Source organism: Rhodohalobacter sp. 8-1 (assembly GCF_038150125.1).
Lineage (GTDB): Bacteria > Bacteroidota > Rhodothermia > Balneolales > Balneolaceae > SW132.
Genome location: NZ_JBBVMF010000020.1, coordinates 59,106 through 77,969 on the forward strand (window position 1 = coordinate 59,106; position 18,864 = coordinate 77,969).

The 18,864-nt window shown below is 43.1% G+C and carries 11 protein-coding genes; 9 read left to right on the forward strand and 2 right to left on the reverse strand.

Annotated elements, in window-relative coordinates:
- Positions 1–2: 2 nt before the first annotated feature.
- Together AABW11_RS16480 and AABW11_RS16485 are read right to left on the reverse strand one after the other, a co-directional pair.
- Positions 3–1,262: an ABC transporter permease gene (locus AABW11_RS16480; protein WP_340106233.1), complete on the reverse strand. Its 1,260-nt coding sequence runs from the start codon at positions 1,260–1,262 to the stop codon at positions 3–5.
- Positions 1,259–2,353 carry an efflux RND transporter periplasmic adaptor subunit gene (locus tag AABW11_RS16485; protein WP_340106234.1) on the reverse strand — a complete coding sequence of 365 codons (1,095 nt, stop codon included), beginning with the start codon at positions 2,351–2,353 and terminating at the stop codon, positions 1,259–1,261. The genes AABW11_RS16480 and AABW11_RS16485 overlap by 4 nt, the downstream gene beginning before the upstream one ends.
- Positions 2,354–2,726: 373 nt before the next feature.
- Here AABW11_RS16485 and AABW11_RS16490 point away from each other — a divergent pair, with 373 nt between their 5' ends.
- From AABW11_RS16490 to AABW11_RS16530, 9 genes are all read left to right on the forward strand, one after another.
- Complete coding sequence (locus AABW11_RS16490; protein WP_340106235.1) at positions 2,727–4,166, forward strand: sodium:solute symporter family protein; 1,440 nt, start codon at positions 2,727–2,729, stop codon at positions 4,164–4,166.
- A gap of 5 nt (positions 4,167–4,171) precedes the next feature.
- Positions 4,172–4,618, forward strand: coding sequence for a GNAT family N-acetyltransferase (locus tag AABW11_RS16495; RefSeq protein ID WP_340106236.1), 447 nt, complete (start codon positions 4,172–4,174; stop codon positions 4,616–4,618).
- The gene (locus tag AABW11_RS16500) at positions 4,619–5,692 is read left to right on the forward strand and encodes an alanine/ornithine racemase family PLP-dependent enzyme (RefSeq protein WP_340106237.1); all 1,074 of its coding nucleotides are present in this window, start codon (positions 4,619–4,621) and stop codon (positions 5,690–5,692) included.
- A gap of 530 nt (positions 5,693–6,222) precedes the next feature.
- Positions 6,223–6,810 (forward strand): peptidoglycan DD-metalloendopeptidase family protein, encoded by a 588-nt coding sequence (locus tag AABW11_RS16505; protein WP_340106238.1) that lies wholly within the window; start codon positions 6,223–6,225, stop codon positions 6,808–6,810.
- 426 nt (positions 6,811–7,236) lie between these two features.
- Positions 7,237–8,391: an amidohydrolase gene (locus AABW11_RS16510; protein ID WP_340106239.1), complete on the forward strand. Its 1,155-nt coding sequence runs from the start codon at positions 7,237–7,239 to the stop codon at positions 8,389–8,391.
- Positions 8,384–9,556, forward strand: a complete 1,173-nt coding sequence (alr, locus tag AABW11_RS16515) for an alanine racemase (protein ID WP_340106240.1) — start codon at positions 8,384–8,386, stop codon at positions 9,554–9,556. The genes AABW11_RS16510 and alr overlap by 8 nt, the downstream gene beginning before the upstream one ends.
- A 485-nt stretch (positions 9,557–10,041) precedes the next feature.
- Positions 10,042–13,374 carry a SusC/RagA family TonB-linked outer membrane protein gene (locus AABW11_RS16520; RefSeq protein WP_340106241.1) on the forward strand — a complete coding sequence of 1,111 codons (3,333 nt, stop codon included), beginning with the start codon at positions 10,042–10,044 and terminating at the stop codon, positions 13,372–13,374.
- Positions 13,375–13,392: 18 nt separating this feature from the next.
- Entirely contained in the window at positions 13,393–14,778 is a 1,386-nt protein-coding gene (locus AABW11_RS16525; RefSeq protein ID WP_340106242.1) for a SusD/RagB family nutrient-binding outer membrane lipoprotein, read from the forward strand.
- A gap of 1,113 nt (positions 14,779–15,891) precedes the next feature.
- A complete protein-coding gene (locus AABW11_RS16530; RefSeq protein WP_340106243.1) occupies positions 15,892–18,864 on the forward strand; it encodes a SusC/RagA family TonB-linked outer membrane protein in 2,973 nt (990 codons plus the stop codon).

An 18,864-nucleotide genomic window follows, 5' to 3' on the forward strand; every position in this document is an offset into this window, starting at 1 on the left:
AGTTATTGAGATCTGATGATGTTGATAGGATCAATGTTAGACGCTTTTTTGGCCGGGAGATAACCGGCGATTCCGGTTGCGACCAGTCCGAAAACAAATGCAAGCAGATAGAAAGCCGGATCAAAGTTGATGCTCAGGTATTCTGATGTTACAAAGCCCTCAATATTGGTCGGAATAATGGAGGTAATCCATGAAATGATAAACCCGAGGACCAATCCGATCAGCCCGCCCAGAAATCCAATGATCAGCGCCTCCAGCAAAAACACGTTCCGGATATCAACATCCGTGTAGCCGATAGACTTCAGAATGGCAATGTCGTTCATCTTTTCATAAATCATCATCGAAAGAATGTTAAATATGCCGAAGCCGGAGACGAGCAGGATGGAGATAATGACCAGGTAGGTGACAATATTTTGAATCCTGAAGACGCTGAATATTCCCTCATTTGCCTCTTTCCAGTCCTCAGCTTTGTACCCGAAGCGGGACTGAAACTCGCTGGCCAGTACACCCGCCTTGTCCACATCCTCCAGTTTTATATTAATGTCGGTGATGTAGTTCCCCGTTACGTTCATCAGCTTTTGAGCGTTTCGAATACTGCTGTAGGCGCGGCTATTATCGAGCTCCTGCAGGCCGGTATCAATGATGCCAACAACCTTCATTTGAAGGGCTACCCCGGCGGGAGATACGGCTGTAATGTTATCGTCCAGCTCCGCACCGAGCGATTCGGCCAAACCGGACCCCAGAATGAGACCGTTATTCACCGTTTCCATGCGGATGATAGACCCGCTCACCATATCGGCATCCAGGTCGAAAAGCCGGTTTTCCTTGCGGATGTTCACTCCGTTGATCACTCCAGACACATCGGCCACACCGAGCTTAAAAATAGCCTGGGTGCTCAGGCTGGGCGATACACCCGTTACCTCGGGGTTAGACTCCAGGATCTCCACGATCTGAAGACCTCTTTTTAGTTTAGGGAGTTCATCTTTGCTTTTGATATTAGACACGGAAATCCACGTTTCATCTTCGGAGTAGATCTTCTTCAAAATCGGCTCGGTTGTCCGGTTTTTATCCTGGTAAATGTGGATGTGGGCAGTGGCGTTGATCGTTTTCTCAATAAAGAAATCCTGCAGGCCGGTAATCACTCCCGCCTGGAAAATAAAGACCGTTATTCCAAACGTAACGCCCAGCATAGATACGATCGTTTGTCGCTTACGGCTCGTAAGATGGGTGTAAACGATCTTCAGGATGGGGAAGCGGTTCATGGTCCGGGTTTTAAGATGACATCTCCTTCGCTGAGTCCGGACACGACTTCCACGTAATTCAGGTCCCGTATGCCGGTTTCAATCTGTTTGCGATTCTCATTTGCAAGAATCACTTCATTCTCGTCGTTTATATAGGTGACCGGAATGACCAGGATATCCTCTTTCTCCCTCACAATAATATTAGCCTCCAGTGCCATGCCCGGATAAAGGGGAGATTTGCCCGGGTTGATGGAGGCTATAACCTTGGCCGTGCGCTCTATGGTGTCGATCCTGGGGTAGATGAGGCTGACTGACCCACTGAGCACCGTGTCTTCAAGTGCGTCCAGTTCAAAGTGCACGGTCTGTCCGGCTTTCACCATCACAATATCTGTTTCATCCACCTGTAGTTCGGTCTCAAACTCGTTGGCGGAACCAATCTCCATGATAGGCCGGCTGCCGGCGACCAGCTCTCCCTCTTTTGGCATAATATCGTAGACTTTACCTTCAATTGCTGAGAGGAGGGTGTAATCGCCGGTCCGGCTTTGCTGGGCAATAAAATTGTTGCGCGCATTATCCAGTTCAACCTCAAGACGAGAGCGTGTTTCGCTCAGTTTCCGTCTCGCTATCTGGTAGCTCTTCAAAGAAGTCTTATACCGAAGCTCCGCGAGATCCAGGGTTTGCCTCGATCCGATGTTATCATCCCGCAGCCGGTGACGTCGCTCGAACTCCGTGGAATCTTGAACAAAAACGGCTCGTGCATTCTCTACCTGTTTTTCAAGCTGCGCCAGGACGTCAGAGTCAGGCGCCGCATGTTTCCGGGCCAGCTCAAGCTGATTCCGGGCAATCTGAAGATTAGCCTCATTTGGCTGATTCTGAAGCTTCGCCAAAGGGGTGCCGATCTCAACGTTTTCACCCACCGAAACCAGGATCTTATCAATTATCCCCGGCACCTTGCTGGTAACCTCGTAGTAGCCTGTGGGCATAACATTACCTGAAGCGTACACGCCCTGAACCAGGTTTTTCCGCTCAACAATAACCTGCTCCCGATCTGAACATCCCAATGCCAGCGTGACAAGCAATAGCAAAAGTGATACAGTTTTGGCAAGATTCATATCATAAAAATTGATTCTCTTCTTAGAGGGCTTTTCAAAAGCAACCCCTTTATAACCAAAATACAGTTCTTTCGGAATAAATATAGTTTCAATGGGAGTCAGTCAAAAAGATATCGGTAAGATGAACGGCTCTGATTAAATACTTTATTTTAATTTTTTCTATGTACGCGTTTTTATTGGTTTTCCCGGCTGGATATATGTAACCTATTTAACGAATGGTGAGATTTTTTCGGTCATATAATCAAATGGAGTGTAAGTGTTGTTTTAATTGTTAAAACATACGCCAATCCAGCTATTTACTTCTTGATTCCAAGTCAATAAATCCATAGTTATGGCACTGGTTTTAAATTAGCTTTAAAATTAAGCACAGCGAATGCATCCGATCGACCTGTCGATCTTTGTTTTTTACATTATTGGACTTTTAGCCTTCGGGTACTTCTTCTTTAAACGAAACAAGGGAGGAGATGACTACTACGTTGGCGGACGTAACATGAGCAGTCTTCACGTGGGCTTGTCTGTAGTTGCCACCGATGTGGGAGGAGGATTCTCAATTGGACTGGGCGGACTCGGATTCGTAATGGGCCTCTCAGGGTCATGGATGCTATTTACCGGCTTGATTGGTGCCTGGCTCGCCGCTGTCTTTCTTATACCCAAAGTAAAACAGAATCCTGCGTTCGACAAAGCGTATACCTTTCCGCAGCTCTTTGGGCATTATTATAGTCCGAATGTGGCTTTTGTGGCAGCTATTATCTCTGCAATAGGCTATGCCGGGTTCACCAGCTCTCAAATGCTTGCGGGCGCAAAGCTGGCCAGCGGCACATTCGCTGATCTTGACCTGCAAACCGCACTCTATATTATGGGGATTGTAGCTGTCGTCTACACCGTGATGGGCGGGTTGAAAGCTGTCATATATACAGATACCGTGCAGTGGGCTCTGCTGATGATAGGGCTGGTATTCGTGGGTGTTCCCATATCATATGTCGAAATCGGCGGGATGGAGGCCATTCGATCTACAGTTGATCCGGCGATGTTGACCTTTTCAAATGTCTCATGGCAGGATATTGTCTATTGGGCTGTTACCATTATCCCAATCTGGTTTGTGGGAATGACGCTCTACCAGCGTATTTATGCATGCAGGGACGAAAAAACAGCGAAAAAAGCGTGGTACTTTGCGGGACTTTTCGAATGGCCGATAATGGCGATTTTGGGAGTGCTTCTGGGGTTGTTCGCTCGTGTAGCCGCCGACCAGGGAATGTTCGATTATCTTGGATCCGCTGATATTTCAGCTACTGATCCGGAAACAGGCCTCCCTATGCTTCTTCGAACCGTTTTGCCCGTTGGGTTCCTGGGTGTTATGATGGCCGCCTACTTCTCAGCAATTTTATCGACGGCCGACAGTTGTTTGATGGCGTCATCAGGAAATATTGTAACCGACCTGATCGGACGATTTACTAAATTTGATCCCGATAGTGGCGGATTCGTTAAAATATCCCAAATTGTGACCCTTATCATTGGCATACTTGCACTTTTACTTGCAAGCGTCATGGAAAATGTTCTAACCCTTATGCTCGACTCTTACGCGTTTATGGTCTCCGGGTTATTTGTGCCCGTTATTGGTGCCTTGTACTGGAAAAGAAGCACGCCCGCGGGCGCAATGGCAGCTATGATTATTGGTGGAAGCACAACCTTAAGTTTACGATATTTAGAGATTGGGCTGCCGTACAATTTGGATCCCAATTTATTTGGAATTACAGCTTCTGCAATTGCATTTGTTGCAGTAAGTCTGTTAACAGAAGAGAATCAACCTAATTAAATTGAATGGACATTCAGTATAGCATCATTGAATCAGATAAAATCAATCCAACCGATTTTGGACGGGAACAGATTGCTGACTTTCTGTATAAACACCTTGATGAATTTGGCGACGAAAAAGAAGCAATACTGAAATGTATTGCCTATGCCTATGGAGATGGTCCCGGGAAAGACGGATTTATCCTGGTCGCCCACGAAGCAGACGAGATTCTGGGTGTTGTAATTATCAACAAAACGAATATGAGCGGGTATATTCCTGAAAACATTTTAGTTTATATTGCTGTGCACTCTAAAACGCGTGGACAAGGTGTAGGAAAAGAGTTGATGAAACAAATTATAGAAAACACAAAGGGTGGTATTGCCCTGCACGTTGAGCCGGAAAACCCCGCGAAGTTTTTATACGAAAAATTTGGATTCACTAATAAATACCTCGAAATGAGGCTTGAAAAATAAATGGCCTACGTAAAACTCTACCGAAGCGAACTGCGCCATAATTACGAATATCTGGATAAGCTGTTCAAGTCGAATGATATCAAATGGGGAATCACAACAAAGCTCTTGTGTGGTAACCGCGACTTCATCAACGAGGTGATCGATCTTGGAATAGGGGAAGTACACGATTCCCGCATCAGTAACCTGAAGGTTGTTAAAAATATCGATCCCGATACGGTGACGATTTACATCAAACCGCCCCCGAAAGACACTATTCCCGAGCTGATTAAATATGCCGATATCAGCCTGAATACCGAGCTGTCGACAATGCACGAGCTGTCGGAAGAAGCTGTGCGCCAGGATAAAGTCCATAAAGTGATTATAATGATTGAGATGGGCGATCTTCGGGAAGGCGTGATGCGCGACGACCTCGTGGATTTCTACGAGAAAGTGTTCCGGCTGCCGGGGCTCGAAGTTGTGGGGCTTGGCACTAATCTGAATTGCCTGCACGGTGTGATGCCCGATGGTGATAAACTGATTCAGCTGGCCCTTTATAAACAGATTATTGAGTTAAGGTTTAAAAAGAAAATTCCACTTGTGTCGGGCGGTACCACAGTGACCATTCCACTGCTGCTAAATAATCAGCTGCCAAATGGCATCAACCATTTCAGAGTTGGAGAGGCATTGTTTTTCGGCAAGGATCTCTTTTCTGATGGTGTGATCAATGGTATGAGTGACCAGGTGATGGAGCTTTACACACAAATTATTGAAATCTCGGAAAAACCGATGGTTCCGACCGGCGATCTTGGTACGAATCCACAGGGTAAAACGGCCGAGATTAACGAGAAAGACCGTGGCAAGACAGCCTATCGCGCAATCGTTGATATCGGCACGCTCGATATTCAGCCAAACTACCTTATTCCCGTCAATGATAACCTGACGATTTCAGATGCCAGCTCGGATATGCTTGTGCTTGATGTGGGTGAAAACCCGGAAGGGTATAAAGTCGGTGATATGATCCGCTTCAAGCTCAAATACATGGGTGCCCTTGGGTTGATGAGCTCTGATTATATAGAGAAGAAAGTTGCGGATTGAACTGGAGTTTCTACGGTTGAGTTTTTAGACTCTAATTGAGGTTTGTACTTACATTTAACAGTTCTTTGTAAAGGCTCTTATATAGATTTCTTAAACCATACGGATCATTCAAGGTATTAACCGTCATTTGATAAAACGAGTTATGTTGCTTTTGCAGATTCTTCATAAAACGAAAAAGCACCGTTTTATTCCCCCAAGGGACAGGCAGAATGACAATAACTTGGCTGGGGTATAGGGCGGCGTGACGACAAGACGATATTGAGAACGACTACTGTGCCTACGCCGCCCACACACTAACCAAAGAGCGTGTCATCCTGAACGAGCCATTGCAGTTTATGGCGCAGAGTCCCAAAGGGATGTAATCAAAGGATCTGCAAAAGCAATGGACCATATTTTCAAAATATTCTCTTTGCTATTTTTCATTAAATTTGCCGTCAACCCACAAACTTCCCTAAAGAATCATAAATCATTCAAATGGATGTCTAAATAATTAATTTGAGGTTAGAAGACATACCATATAAAATTCCGACGTGAAAGAAACTAAGATTAAATCTTCGCCGGTAATGAAGCCGCCGTTTCGGCCTATTCCAAGAATGGATTTTGAGAACGGATTCGATCCGGCCCGGCTGAAACAGGGCTGGGCCATAGGCGGATATAACGTACACCGCCGGAATATGTACATCGCGCCGCAGTACAAGAATGAGCGAAATGTCCATATGGGTGTAGACATCTGGGCACCGGCTGGAGAGCCTGTTTTTTCGGCTCTTGATGGAGTGGTTGCCTACAGTGCATTTCACGATCAGGACGGAAATTATGGTGCGACTCTCGTTTTGAGACATATAATAGGAGGGGAGACATTTTATGCTCTCAGTGGTCACCTGTCGCGGTCATCACTTGAGCATTCAAAAACGGGAAAGAAAGTGTCGGCCGGTACGCCGATCGGCTGGCTTGGCGAACCTCACGAAAACGGGAACTGGCATCCTCACCTGCATTATCAGCTCTCCAGAACGGATCCCGGCGAAGCAGATATGCCGGGTGTTGTATCTGATCATTCAAGAGAACAGGCGAAACAGATATATCCTGATCCGGAGAAAGTTTTGGGTTCGCTGGTGGGATGAGTAAAACCTCTCCTCCGCGGAGGAGACAGCGTTTGAGCGTCCAGCGAAGACGCAGAGGTGGGTCATTTCAATCACTGCGCTGTAATTCAACTCCAAACTTCCATCCACATGAAACCCACCCCTGACCTGCTAAAGTATTGCTGTGCAATATTTTTCAGGTCTGTCCCCTCCCGAAAGGGGAGAAATAAACCTCTCCTCCGCCGGAGGAGACAGCCACCAAAGCGACTGCCGCAGGCAGAGCAGCGACGAGGCAGAGGTGGGTTGTTACGATATTGGCGCATAGTGCATAAAAGTAGCTGCTCTATTAAATGATACTGGAAATCAAAGATTCCCTGTGATGGTGTGCCTTTTTTAGTACCTTCAAAAAAGCTCAGTCACACTATGCAAACAAACAAACAAATAAATAATTAAAGCTTATCAGCCCGAATGCTTACCGATACCCAGGTGAAAGAAATACAGAAGATCAGGCAAACGCTGCATAAATATCCTGAATTGTCGGGGACCGAAACAGATACGGCATCGTTCGTGAAAGGTTACCTGGATCGGTTTGGGGCGGATGATATCGTGACCGGAATCGGGGGTGATGGACTCCTGGGGATTTTCAACGGCGCCAATCCTGATAGTGGTCAAACGCTAATGATTAGGGCTGAGCTCGATGCCCTGGCTATTCATGAGCAGTCAGATATTGAGTACAAATCCGGGAATGACGGTGTGATGCACGCCTGTGGCCACGACGGTCATATGGCCATCGTATTGGGAGTTGGGAAATGGCTGAAGGAAAACAGGCCCGACCGGGGCAGAGTCATCCTGCTGTTTCAGCCAGCGGAAGAAACCGGGCTGGGAGCCGGGGAGATGCTGAAGGATAAAGCACTTAAAAATTTAAAGATCGATCGCGGTATCGCCCTTCACAATCTGCCGGGCTACAAAAAGAATACCGTTTACATAAAAGATAATACATTCGCGTCTGCATCTGTGGGCATGAAAATTCAGTTTCAGGGTCAGAGCAGCCATGCGGCTTATCCCAGGGAAGGAATCAATCCGGCGTTATCAATTTCAGAGCTGGTCCAAAACTTGGAACGGGTTAAAAAACAAGCTCTTCAGCACGACAAATTCAGGGTGTTGACGGTAACCTATATAAAACTGGGTGAACCCGCGTTCGGAATAAATCCCGGCCGGGGTGAAATGGGTGTAACTGTTCGGGCCGAAACGGATGAAGGTATTTCCGAAATGATAGGCCACGTCAAACATGAGCTTTCATCTGTTAAGAAAATGTTTAAAGGCACTATATCAATTGAACAGCGTGAACCCTTTTCGGCTGTCATAAACGATGCAGAAGGCGTCAATAAACTGACATCAATAACGAAGAGCCTCGATATTGAAACCCAGATACTAAATGACCCCTTTGCCTGGAGTGAAGATTTTGGAGAATTTCGAAAAAAGTGTCCCATTACTCTTTTTGGCCTTGGGGCGGGTGAAAACTCTCCGGCCCTGCATTCCGAAATCTATAATTTTGATGATGATCTCATTCCTGTTGGGACGTCCATATTCTGTGAATGCATAAATAGAATAAACAATGGCTAAACAATTTTTACGCCCCTCTTATATAGAACTCGACCGGTCGGCCCTTGAAAACAACCTTCAATTTATTAAATCCAATGCTGCCAATGGGCTGAGAATTTCGTCTGTCATAAAGGGGAATGCATATGGGCATGGTATATCAAATTATCTTCCAATCGCCGAAAAATGCGGCATAGATCATTTTTCAGTGTTCTGTGCGGATGAAGCTGCCGGCGCATTTAAATACAAAACGAAGGAATCCACAGACATTATGATAATGGGGATGATTCGAAATGATGAGCTCAAGTGGGCTATTGATCATGGAATTGAATTTTACCTCTTTGAAAAAGACCGTCTTGAGTCAGCAATAGAAGCGGCCAGTGAGATAGGGAAAAAAGCGCGTATCCACCTACAGATAGAAACAGGGATGAATCGAACAGGCTTTGAGGAAGACCAGTGGCACGACATATTTAAGCGGGTAAAATCAAATAAAGACCACCTTGACCTGAGAGGGATTTGTACCCATTATGCTGGGGCCGAAAGCGTGGCAAACTACTACCGGGTGCAAAATCAGGATAAAGCGTTCAGAAACGCTATCGAGGTTGCAAAAACGGTATTTTATGAACTGCCCACCCTCCACGCGTCAAGTTCGGCCGCTTTTTTAACCTATCCCGATATGCATTACGACATGGTGCGAATCGGCATTGCCCAGTACGGGTTCTGGCCAAGCCGTGAGACCTACATGCATGTATTGAAGCAGAATAACTCATTCACAAAAGATCCGCTCATCAGGGTTCTGAACTGGAAAAGTGAGATTATGAGTACAAAATGGGTCGGAGAGGGAGAGTTTATCGGATATGGAAACGTATTTATGACAAGCCGGAAAATGCGAATTGCAACAGTTCCCATCGGCTATTCGCATGGATTTGGCAGAAACCTGACTAATGCGGGTTATGTTCTCATCAAAGGAGACAGAGCACGGGTTGTTGGTCTGGTGAATATGAATATGCTCACGGTGGAAATAACGGATATGCCTGATGCCAAAAAAGGAGATGAAGTCGTAATTATTGGCAAGCAAAACGGCCAGGAGATCACGGTGGCGTCGTTTGGAGAGATGAGCAATAATCTGAACTATGAAGTTCTGACGCGGCTTCCGGCAAGAATTCCAAGAGAGGTTTTGGGCATCTGATAATCAGCGGTTTTCTCTCATTCTTTTCCCGGATGACGTTGAATTTTGGATGCATCAAGACTATAAAATAGCATAAAAAATTGAGTGAAATGTTAGTGCATCCTGGGTTGTAAACAGTTGTAAAGAGGGTGGCGAACGAGCAGAATCTGGAAATTATTTAAAAAAAAATCACGGAAATCTTGGTTGGAGGCGTTTGCAAAAATAAAAGTAAAACGTCTAAATGAAGAGAGTTCCCTTAAATGAAATATAAATTTCAAGTAGTAAAGTACTGTTATTAATTACTTTAATAACCTTATTTATTTAGGAAGTTAAAACGCGGTAGTCAAAAATAAAACTCTTACGTGTATTAACAAGTAAAGGTTTCGAATCTGTTTTTTTTGATTCAAATAATTGGTTAATTGTTAGAGGATTTAAGTGAAAGCTTAAAAAAGTGTTCAACAATGAACAATTATTAACAATAATATAAATAAGATTTGAGGTTACGTATGTTTAAAAAGTTACTGACCGTAATAACTATTTTGCTGTTTACGTTTCAGCTAGCCTACTCTCAGGGTAGTGTATCTGGGACGGTAACAGACGCAAGAACTGGCGAATCACTGCCTGGAGTAAGTGTCGTTCTAACTGAAATACAGCGTGGTGCTTCAACCAATATTGATGGTGAATACACAATCAGTGACGTCCCATCTGGATCCTACACATTAAGAGCCAGCTTTGTAGGATATAGAACATTTGAAACTACTGTAGATGTTGGAACTGGAGAAGTTGTCCAGAATATAAGCATGAGAGTGGATGTACTTGGCTTGGATGATGTAGTAGTAACTGCACTTGGTTTTGAAGCAAACGCGGATCAATCGGGGAATTCAAGTTCTCGCGTTAGTGGTGAAGCTATCGCAGGCAGTGGTGAGACAAATGTTGTTTCGGGACTTTCTGCTAAAACAGCCGGTGTTAATATTGTCAGTACGTCCGGTGATCCGGGTGCTGCCTCAAGAATACTAATTCGTGGTGCAAATACAATTTCAGGTGATAATGAGCCATTATTTATTGTAGATGGTGTTCCGGTTTTCAATTCATCAATTGGTACTGGCGTAGCTGGTGTGGCTCAGCAATCACGTATTAATGATTTGAATCCCGATGACATCGAATCAGTAAGGATTTTGAAAGGCCCCTCTGCTGCGGCTGTATGGGGTTCACGTGCTGCTAACGGAGTGGTGATCATTGAAACCAAAACAGGTCAAGCTGTCTCTGGCGAGAAAAAAGTAGCCATTTCATTTACCTCTAATGTTTCCTTTGATGAGCTAAATAAAACTCAGGATCTTCAAACCAAGTTTGGCCAGGGGTTTGGTGGAGCTTATGGTTTTGGCAGTGCATTTTCCTACGGTGATAAAATTGCAAACCGTTCGGGCGGAGCAGATGTTATGGACACCTCTCCCGGTAATGCCTACATAGGTCCTGATGGGGAAACATACGGTGTTATAACCGAAAAGAACTCCAGGGAAACCTTTGATCACTCACGAAACATGTTCCAGACCGGCCTTAAGCTGGATAATTCGTTATCGATAAGCGGTGGTGATGAAAATGGTACTTTTTATTTGAGTGCATCTCACTTAAATCAGGAAGGTATCATACTGGATAACAGTAATTATGAAAGGACAGCTTTTCGGGCAAATACAACACGATACTTCGACAAGTTGACCACAACCGTGAATGCTGCATACAGTAAAGTTGAAGCCGACCGTATCCAGCAGGGATCCAACGTGTCGGGACTTTTATTGGGTGGATATCGTACAGCACCCGATTTTGATAATAGTGTCTATACTGTTGATTACATTAGCGCAGATGGAAGTATTATACCAGACCGTCATAGAAGTTATCGGAATCCTATTGGAGCTGGAATAACGCCTATCTATGATAATCCACGGTGGACGATTGAAAATGTAAATGATGAAACGTCTGTTAATAGGCTGTCTGGAAGCACCGAACTATCGTATGATGCTTCATCAAGTATCAACGTAACACACCGTTTAGGATTAGATTATTATTCAGATAGAAGAAACACTGTGTTTCCGATTTATGCAGCTGGAAATCCAACGGGTGCTCTTACAGAGCAAACATTGTCACAATTTCAAATTAATTCTGATTTAATCGCCCGGGCATCTCACACGTTTAACAACGACATCTCGGGATCTGCTTTGATAGGCTGGAATATAAACCAGAGAAATTTTGATAATTTAGGTGCAAGCTCATCAGATATAATATTGTCAACATTTCCACGTGATGTTTCAAATTATATAAGCAAGAATCCATTTCAGTCTAGATCAACTGTGAGAACCTCTGCTTTGTATGCAGTACTTAACTTCACGCTATATGATCAACTGTTTTTGGAGCTGACCGGACGTTCTGAAAGTGCCTCTACTTTTGGACCTGATACGGATAATACTTTTTTCTACCCTTCTGCTAGTCTGGCATGGCAATTTAGTGAGCTTGATGCCTTTGACGATTTAGGATGGCTAAGTTTTGGTAAGCTTAGAGCTTCTTATGGTGAAGCTGGTATTCAGCCAGGGCCTTACAATACTTCTACTAACTTCTTTCAGGGAGCATTTACAAGCAGTTGGGGAGATGGATTGAATCCTGAGGCATATGGTGGTGGATTTGCAAGAACAGCATCCGCTGGTAATCCAAGACTTCAGGTGGAAAGAACGTCAGAGTTTGAGATAGGTACTGATCTTAGATTTTTTGATGACAGACTTAATTTGGGTCTTACTTATTACCAGACTGAAACAACAGATGCAATTTTACCAGTCACAAGACCCCCGTCATCAGGATTCTCTTCACAGGTTGCGAACGCAGCATCTCTCGAGAATAAAGGATTTGAGGCTGAAGTTGAATTTGAAGCAGTTAGATCCAGAGATTTCAGTTGGATTATTACTGGTAACTGGTCCAAGAATAATAACGAAGTTACCTCACTTGCGGGCGCTGACGAAGTAGGTCTTGCAGGTTTTACCGGCTCAACATCTTCCGCTGTTGTTGGTGAGCCTTACGGTGTATTGTTTGGTGGCCAATGGAGAAGAGCGAGTCAGTTCCCTTTGAGCAGTGCGGAAGAAGCTGATGGGTTTACAGTCGGTAACGAGGGTATCATACTCAATCCAACTGGTTTCAGAGTTCAAGCAGATGCCGAGGGTGTTGTAGGAGACCCAAATGCAGACTGGAGAGCCGGTATCGGAAGTACCATAAATTATAAGAATGCGAGCCTCAGTCTGTTAGTTGATATTAAACAAGGTGGAGACGTTTGGAATGGTACAAAAGGTGCCTTGTATTATTTTGGCCGAAGTGCTGACCAAACAACCGAAACAACTATAACAGCTGAACAAGCCGGAGAATTAGTAAATGTGTTTGGTGAAAGTCCATCTTCAGCAGCGGATTATGCTACCTATACACAAAATGGTGATGGTGGCTACACATTTCGTGGAACCGTTCAGGACTTTGGTGCCGGACCTGTCATAATAGATGACTCTTACTATTGGGGGGGTCCTGGATCTGGGTTTACCGGTCCTTTCGAGCAATTTATAGAAGACGGTAGCTATGTAAGGTTGAGAGAAGTAGGTGTTAGTTATAACTTCAACTCAGCGAGTTTCAGAGAATTCACAGGTTTATCTTCTATGAGTATAGCTGCTAAAGGTAGAAACCTCCTCCTTTTTACTGATTATTCAGGTATCGATCCTGAAACCAATCTTACAGGAGCATCTAATGGATTTGGCCTCGATTACTTTCAAAATCCGAATACCAGATCTTGGTTCTTCACTTTAAAAATTAATTACTAAATAATAAATCATACTGACATGCTAAATTTCAGAAAATATATTTTTATAGTACTGCTTATAGCAGGTATGGTTGGATGCGATACTGTTAATACGTCATTTACTGATGGCTATTCAGAAGATCCAAATAACCCAACGGATGCCCCGGGAGATCAAGTTTTTGCTGCGGGGCAAATAGCAACGATCACATTTCTTGAGTCACATACGGCACGACTAACAAGCATGTGGTCTCAATATTTTACCGGATCTGATCGGCAATACACTGCATTGTATAATTACACAATTCAAGGTGGTACGGAGTTCGATAGCAATTGGTTTTTAGCCTATACACGGGCTTTAACTAATCTTCAAATTGCACGAGAAAAGTACAATGAAAGGGAAATTATTCCAGAAGTTAACGTGGCAGCAACTAAAGTCCTGGAAGCGTTAGTAATGGGGCAAGTTGCTTCACTTTGGGGTGATGTACCTTACAGAGAAGCTAATCAACCAGATGAATTCTCTGAACCCTCTTATGATCCACAATCACAGGTGTACAGTGATATTGATCAACTACTGAATGAAGCTATATCTACTTTTGAAAGTACGACGGCCGCAGTCTCTAATGATATTACATCCTTAGAGGGATCCAACGATGGATGGCTTAAAGTTGCGTATACTTTGAAAGCACGATATTTGATGCATGTTGGGGATTATCCAGCAGCAGCAACAGCAGCAGCAAATGGTATCGATGCTGCTGATGGTAGTGGAGATCTGTTGGCAGTTCATGGAGTCGAAACTAACCGGAACATGAATCTGTATCATAACTTCGCTGTTCAGCAGCGTTCAGGCTACCTGCGTGCAGGTGATTCCCATTCAGCCGTATTGTTGGAAAATGGTGATAACGCCAAAACAACAGAAGCTGACAGATATTCTTATTACTATAACGGAACCGGTGGAGATAGAGATTTAAATCTGGATGATGGTTTTGCTGCTGCAGACGCTTCTTTTCCTCTGGTGACATACCTGGAAAATCAGTTGATTATCGCTGAAGTTGAGGCCAGAAATGGAACAACAGCAGGTAATAATAATGCAATTACAGCATTAAACAATACCCGTGATTATCTCAACAATCAATTTGGTGCCGGTAATTATTCAGATCTTGCATTATTGGATTTCCAAACCGGAGGTATCTATGACGGTACGTCCATTTTGCAACATGTTTATAACTGGACATACCTGGGATATATAGGTCAAATTGAGGGGTACAATTTTCTCCGGAGAATTGATTTCGATGTAGATGGACTTAGCCCGGTTACTGGGTCTGAATTTCCATTGCGGTTTATTTATCCTCAAACGGAAAGAAACACCAATCCAAATGTCCCTAGTCCGGCTCCCGGATCATTTGATGCTACCCCCGTTAATCAATAAATACCACATTTCTTAAGTATAAAACTCCGGTGATTAGCTTCACCGGAGTTTTTTTTGCGCATAACATACTGTTCTTGAAATGGCGTAAAGACATAGTTCGCTCAAATGTCGGTGGAAAGATTTATTTTCTAACAGGTGGAATGAGTGACAGTCTATCACATTATTCATGGGTGACTCATCTTAAGACTTGTGCTTTCTGTACATTTCTATTGGTATGCACTCGTGTCAAGTCAATTCTCGTTTGTTGAATAAAGATCTGATAGTATTCCCGGAGCCAGTCTTTTTCTGGTACCGATCCCTCAGTGCTATGCCGGGTTTCTTTCAGTACCTCATATCTAACATATGAGCGTCAAAATTCAACGCTTTCAAAACCATTGTATGCTCACGGGTTGCTTACGATATTTTATATATGATGTAACACTTATTGGCAATCTTAACTGAACTTCCGACAACAAGATTTTTCAGGCCTATACTAAATTGAAATGAACCTGGTTATTGAATATGGTGATTTATAGGAAAGTGTAAGGTAAGAGTCCATTATTTACTACCCGATCTATTGAGATGATATTAGAAATTGTTCAATCCGCCAGTTAAATCACAAATAAGATGGGCCGCTAATACTGAGGTCTCTAACAAAGAATTTATTGAGGAATTGTAAGAATAACATTCAATTTGATAAAAAGATCAGAGATCACAAATAACCGCTGATCGAAATTCCGAAAAGCTAATATTAATACAATAAAACACTTATGTACGCGAATAAATTAGGAATTTAAACCGAAATAAGTTCAAAATAAACGCTGAATGAAATACTTGGTTAAATATTTCTAAAAAGGCTATTCTTTAAAAGAATAATGTGATATTATAGAGCAGGAGCTTAATAAAAAAAAGACTGCGTGATGATGAAGCGATAAATCTATGCTTAAACATCATAAATTACACATGTTTAGAATTAACCCATCTACGATCTGAAAGATAATATTTGCTAAGGATAAACTTTGCGTTAAAAAATTGCTTTGCTTTCATTAGTCGTTTTACTAAGTTTGTCACCGTTCTAAAAATGAATGGCAATCCTTGCTTTTCATAATTCAAAACACAAGCTAAGAGGTACATATGTTTAAGAAGTTTCAAATTAGTTTGTTGCTTTTCCTTTTCAGTGCATCAGTGGTATTTGCCCAGACTGGTACACTTACAGGAACTGTAACAGATGCTCGAACCGGAGAAAGTTTACCGGGAGTAAACATTTTAATTACAGAGTTGGAGCGTGGTGCATCCACGGATGTCTCTGGTCAATTTTCTATTTCAAATATTCCATATGACACTTACAATGTAAGGGTCACTTATATTGGATATGAAAGTCAGTCACGTGAACTACAAATCGATGCTGAAGTTGTTGAATTAAATATTGCATTAGAAGAAGACTTAGTTGGCATGGATGAGGTTATTGTTACCGGCTATACTGATCAAAGCCGAAACAAAATAACCGGTTCTATAACTACTGTGACTTCGAAAGATTTTGAATTTATACCGGTTGCTACTTTTGAGCAAAGATTGCAAGGTAGAACACCTGGTGTATTTATAACAAGTGGTTCCGGACAGCCAGGTACAGCCTCTACTGTACGTATCCGTGGATCAGCATCGATTACAGGTGGTAACAATCCGCTGTATGTAATGGATGGTGTGCCTATTAGTGCAAATGACTTTGCTTCCATTAACTCTAATGATATTGAGTCTATTTCGGTTCTCAAGGATGCAAGTGCAACCGCACAGTATGGATCTCGCGGATCTAATGGTGTTATCCTCATTACGACAAAAAGAGGGGCGGTAGGTGCTACGCAAATCCGGTATACAACTCAAGTTGGTGCGTCTGTTTCAGGTGATCCAAAATTTGATATGATGAATACCGAAGAGAAGCTAAGGTTTGAAGAGATTCTTGAAACAGGTGCCGGCTGGGCATCGTCTCCAAACAATCCAGACGCAACATTGGATCGGAGTACACTTCTTGAGACAAACAGAGACTGGGCCGAGACCTTTTTTAGAACAGGTACATCAATGACGCATGACTTAAGCGTTTCTGGTGGTAATGAAACTATACGTTACTTTGTGTCAGGTAGTATCTTTGGTCAGGAAGGAATTGGAATTCGTTCAGAACTTGATCGGTATTCCCTGCGTGTGAATACAGACATTAATGCAACCGAAAATTTTGAAGTTGGATTTAATGGTACCGGTTCATATAGTGAGTCTTCTTTTATTGAATCTGAAGGTGGGGTAGCTCTGGCGAATCCATTTGCTGCAGCTTATCTTGAAAACCCATATGTAAAACTCTATAATGATGATGGGACATTAAATACAGGTCCGGGTTCTACCGGGGCGAACGCTTTTGAGCGTCTTCAAAATGACATAAATGACAGAGATGAGTTTAAGTTTGTTGGGCAAACTTATGGTCAATTCATTTATGATAACTTTGTGTTTCGACAAGAACTGTCTCTGGATTTTAGAGAAAGATCTTTTGATCGCTGGATTGACCCGACCACTTTTGGAGGACAATCAGTTTCTTCAGGAAATTCGGGATTGTTAAGCCGTTCATATAACAGGCTCTCAAATTTCACTACCAATACCAGTATTCGATATAGAAATACGTTCGCAGGCCGTCACCAGGTCGATGGATATGTTGCAAACGAATTCATCCAAACTAACTTTCAAAGCTTCGGATACACAGGATATGGTCTGAACGAAAAATTGGGTGCCACTCCTGCCAGTATAAGTCCGGGAAGTGAAGACAATCCAGAGCTTATTCCAGGTGTTGGCGGAGGTATTTCTGATAGAGCACTTTGGTCTGTGTTGGGTGTTTTTGATTATTCTATGGATAATAAGTACAATTTTAAGGCCACTTTAAGAAGAGATGGCTCTTCAAGATTTGGGGCCAACGATCGCTACGCTTGGTTGTGGTCATTCGGTACATCCTGGGTAGCGAGCAGTGAAGCCTTTCTGTCTGATAATGATATTATTTCGAACTTGATCGTAAGAGCAAGCTATGGAAAAACGGGTAACCAGTTTGGTATCGGAAACTATCAGAGGGTCGCAACATTTGCTACGGGTACTTTTGCTGGCGAAAGTACAATATTTCCAAGCTCTCCGGGTAATGATGACCTCCAGTGGGAAACAGCGTATAAGTTAAACCTTGGCGTTGATTTCAGTCTGTACGAAGGTAGATTAAACGGTACACTTGATGTGTATAATGAGAACACCGAAGATCTGTTTATAGATCAGCAACTTTCAAGAACTGCTGGATTTACCAGCCTTGAAATTAATGCCGGATCTATGCGTAACAGAGGTATTGAAATTGGTGTGGATGGTGACGTAATACGTACCAGAGACTTTCTTTTGAACCTGAACGCTAACTTTTCTTACAACCAAAATGAGATAACAGATCTTGGACAGGTTGATGAGTTTGAGCTGGGCACTTCTATTATTCGGGAAGGACTTCCATTAGGTACGCATTATGTCGTAGAGTGGGCCGGTGTTGATCCTGCTACTGGTGCTCCGCTATATGTTGACCTTGATGGTAATGTAACACCAAACTTTTCCAACGATTTCGCTAAAGCTGATTTTGGCAGCTGGCTTCCACCTACAACCGGTGGATTTGGACTGGACTTTTCATGGAGAAATCTATCAGTTAGGTCTCAGTTTAATTACTCGTACGGTAACAAAATCTTCAACAACCAGTTGTTCTTCCAGGAAAATCATGGTTTTGCCGGCTTTAATCAGCGACGGGTGATGTTGGATATCTGGCAAGAACCAGGTGATATTACTGAGGTTCAATCAAACGAATTTCCAAGACAGTTTACATCTAAAGATATTGAAGATGCATCTTACATAAGATTTAGAAACTTATTGGTTTCGTACACGTTACCTGGCCAGTTATTCAATAACCAGGTCAGAAATATCAGGATATTTGCCCAGGGACAAAATTTAGCGACCTGGACAGCTTTCACTGGATTTGATCCGGAAGAGGGTAACAATATTGCTCAATATTCTTATCCGTTACCCCGGATATTCACGGCTGGAATTGATATAAACTTTTAA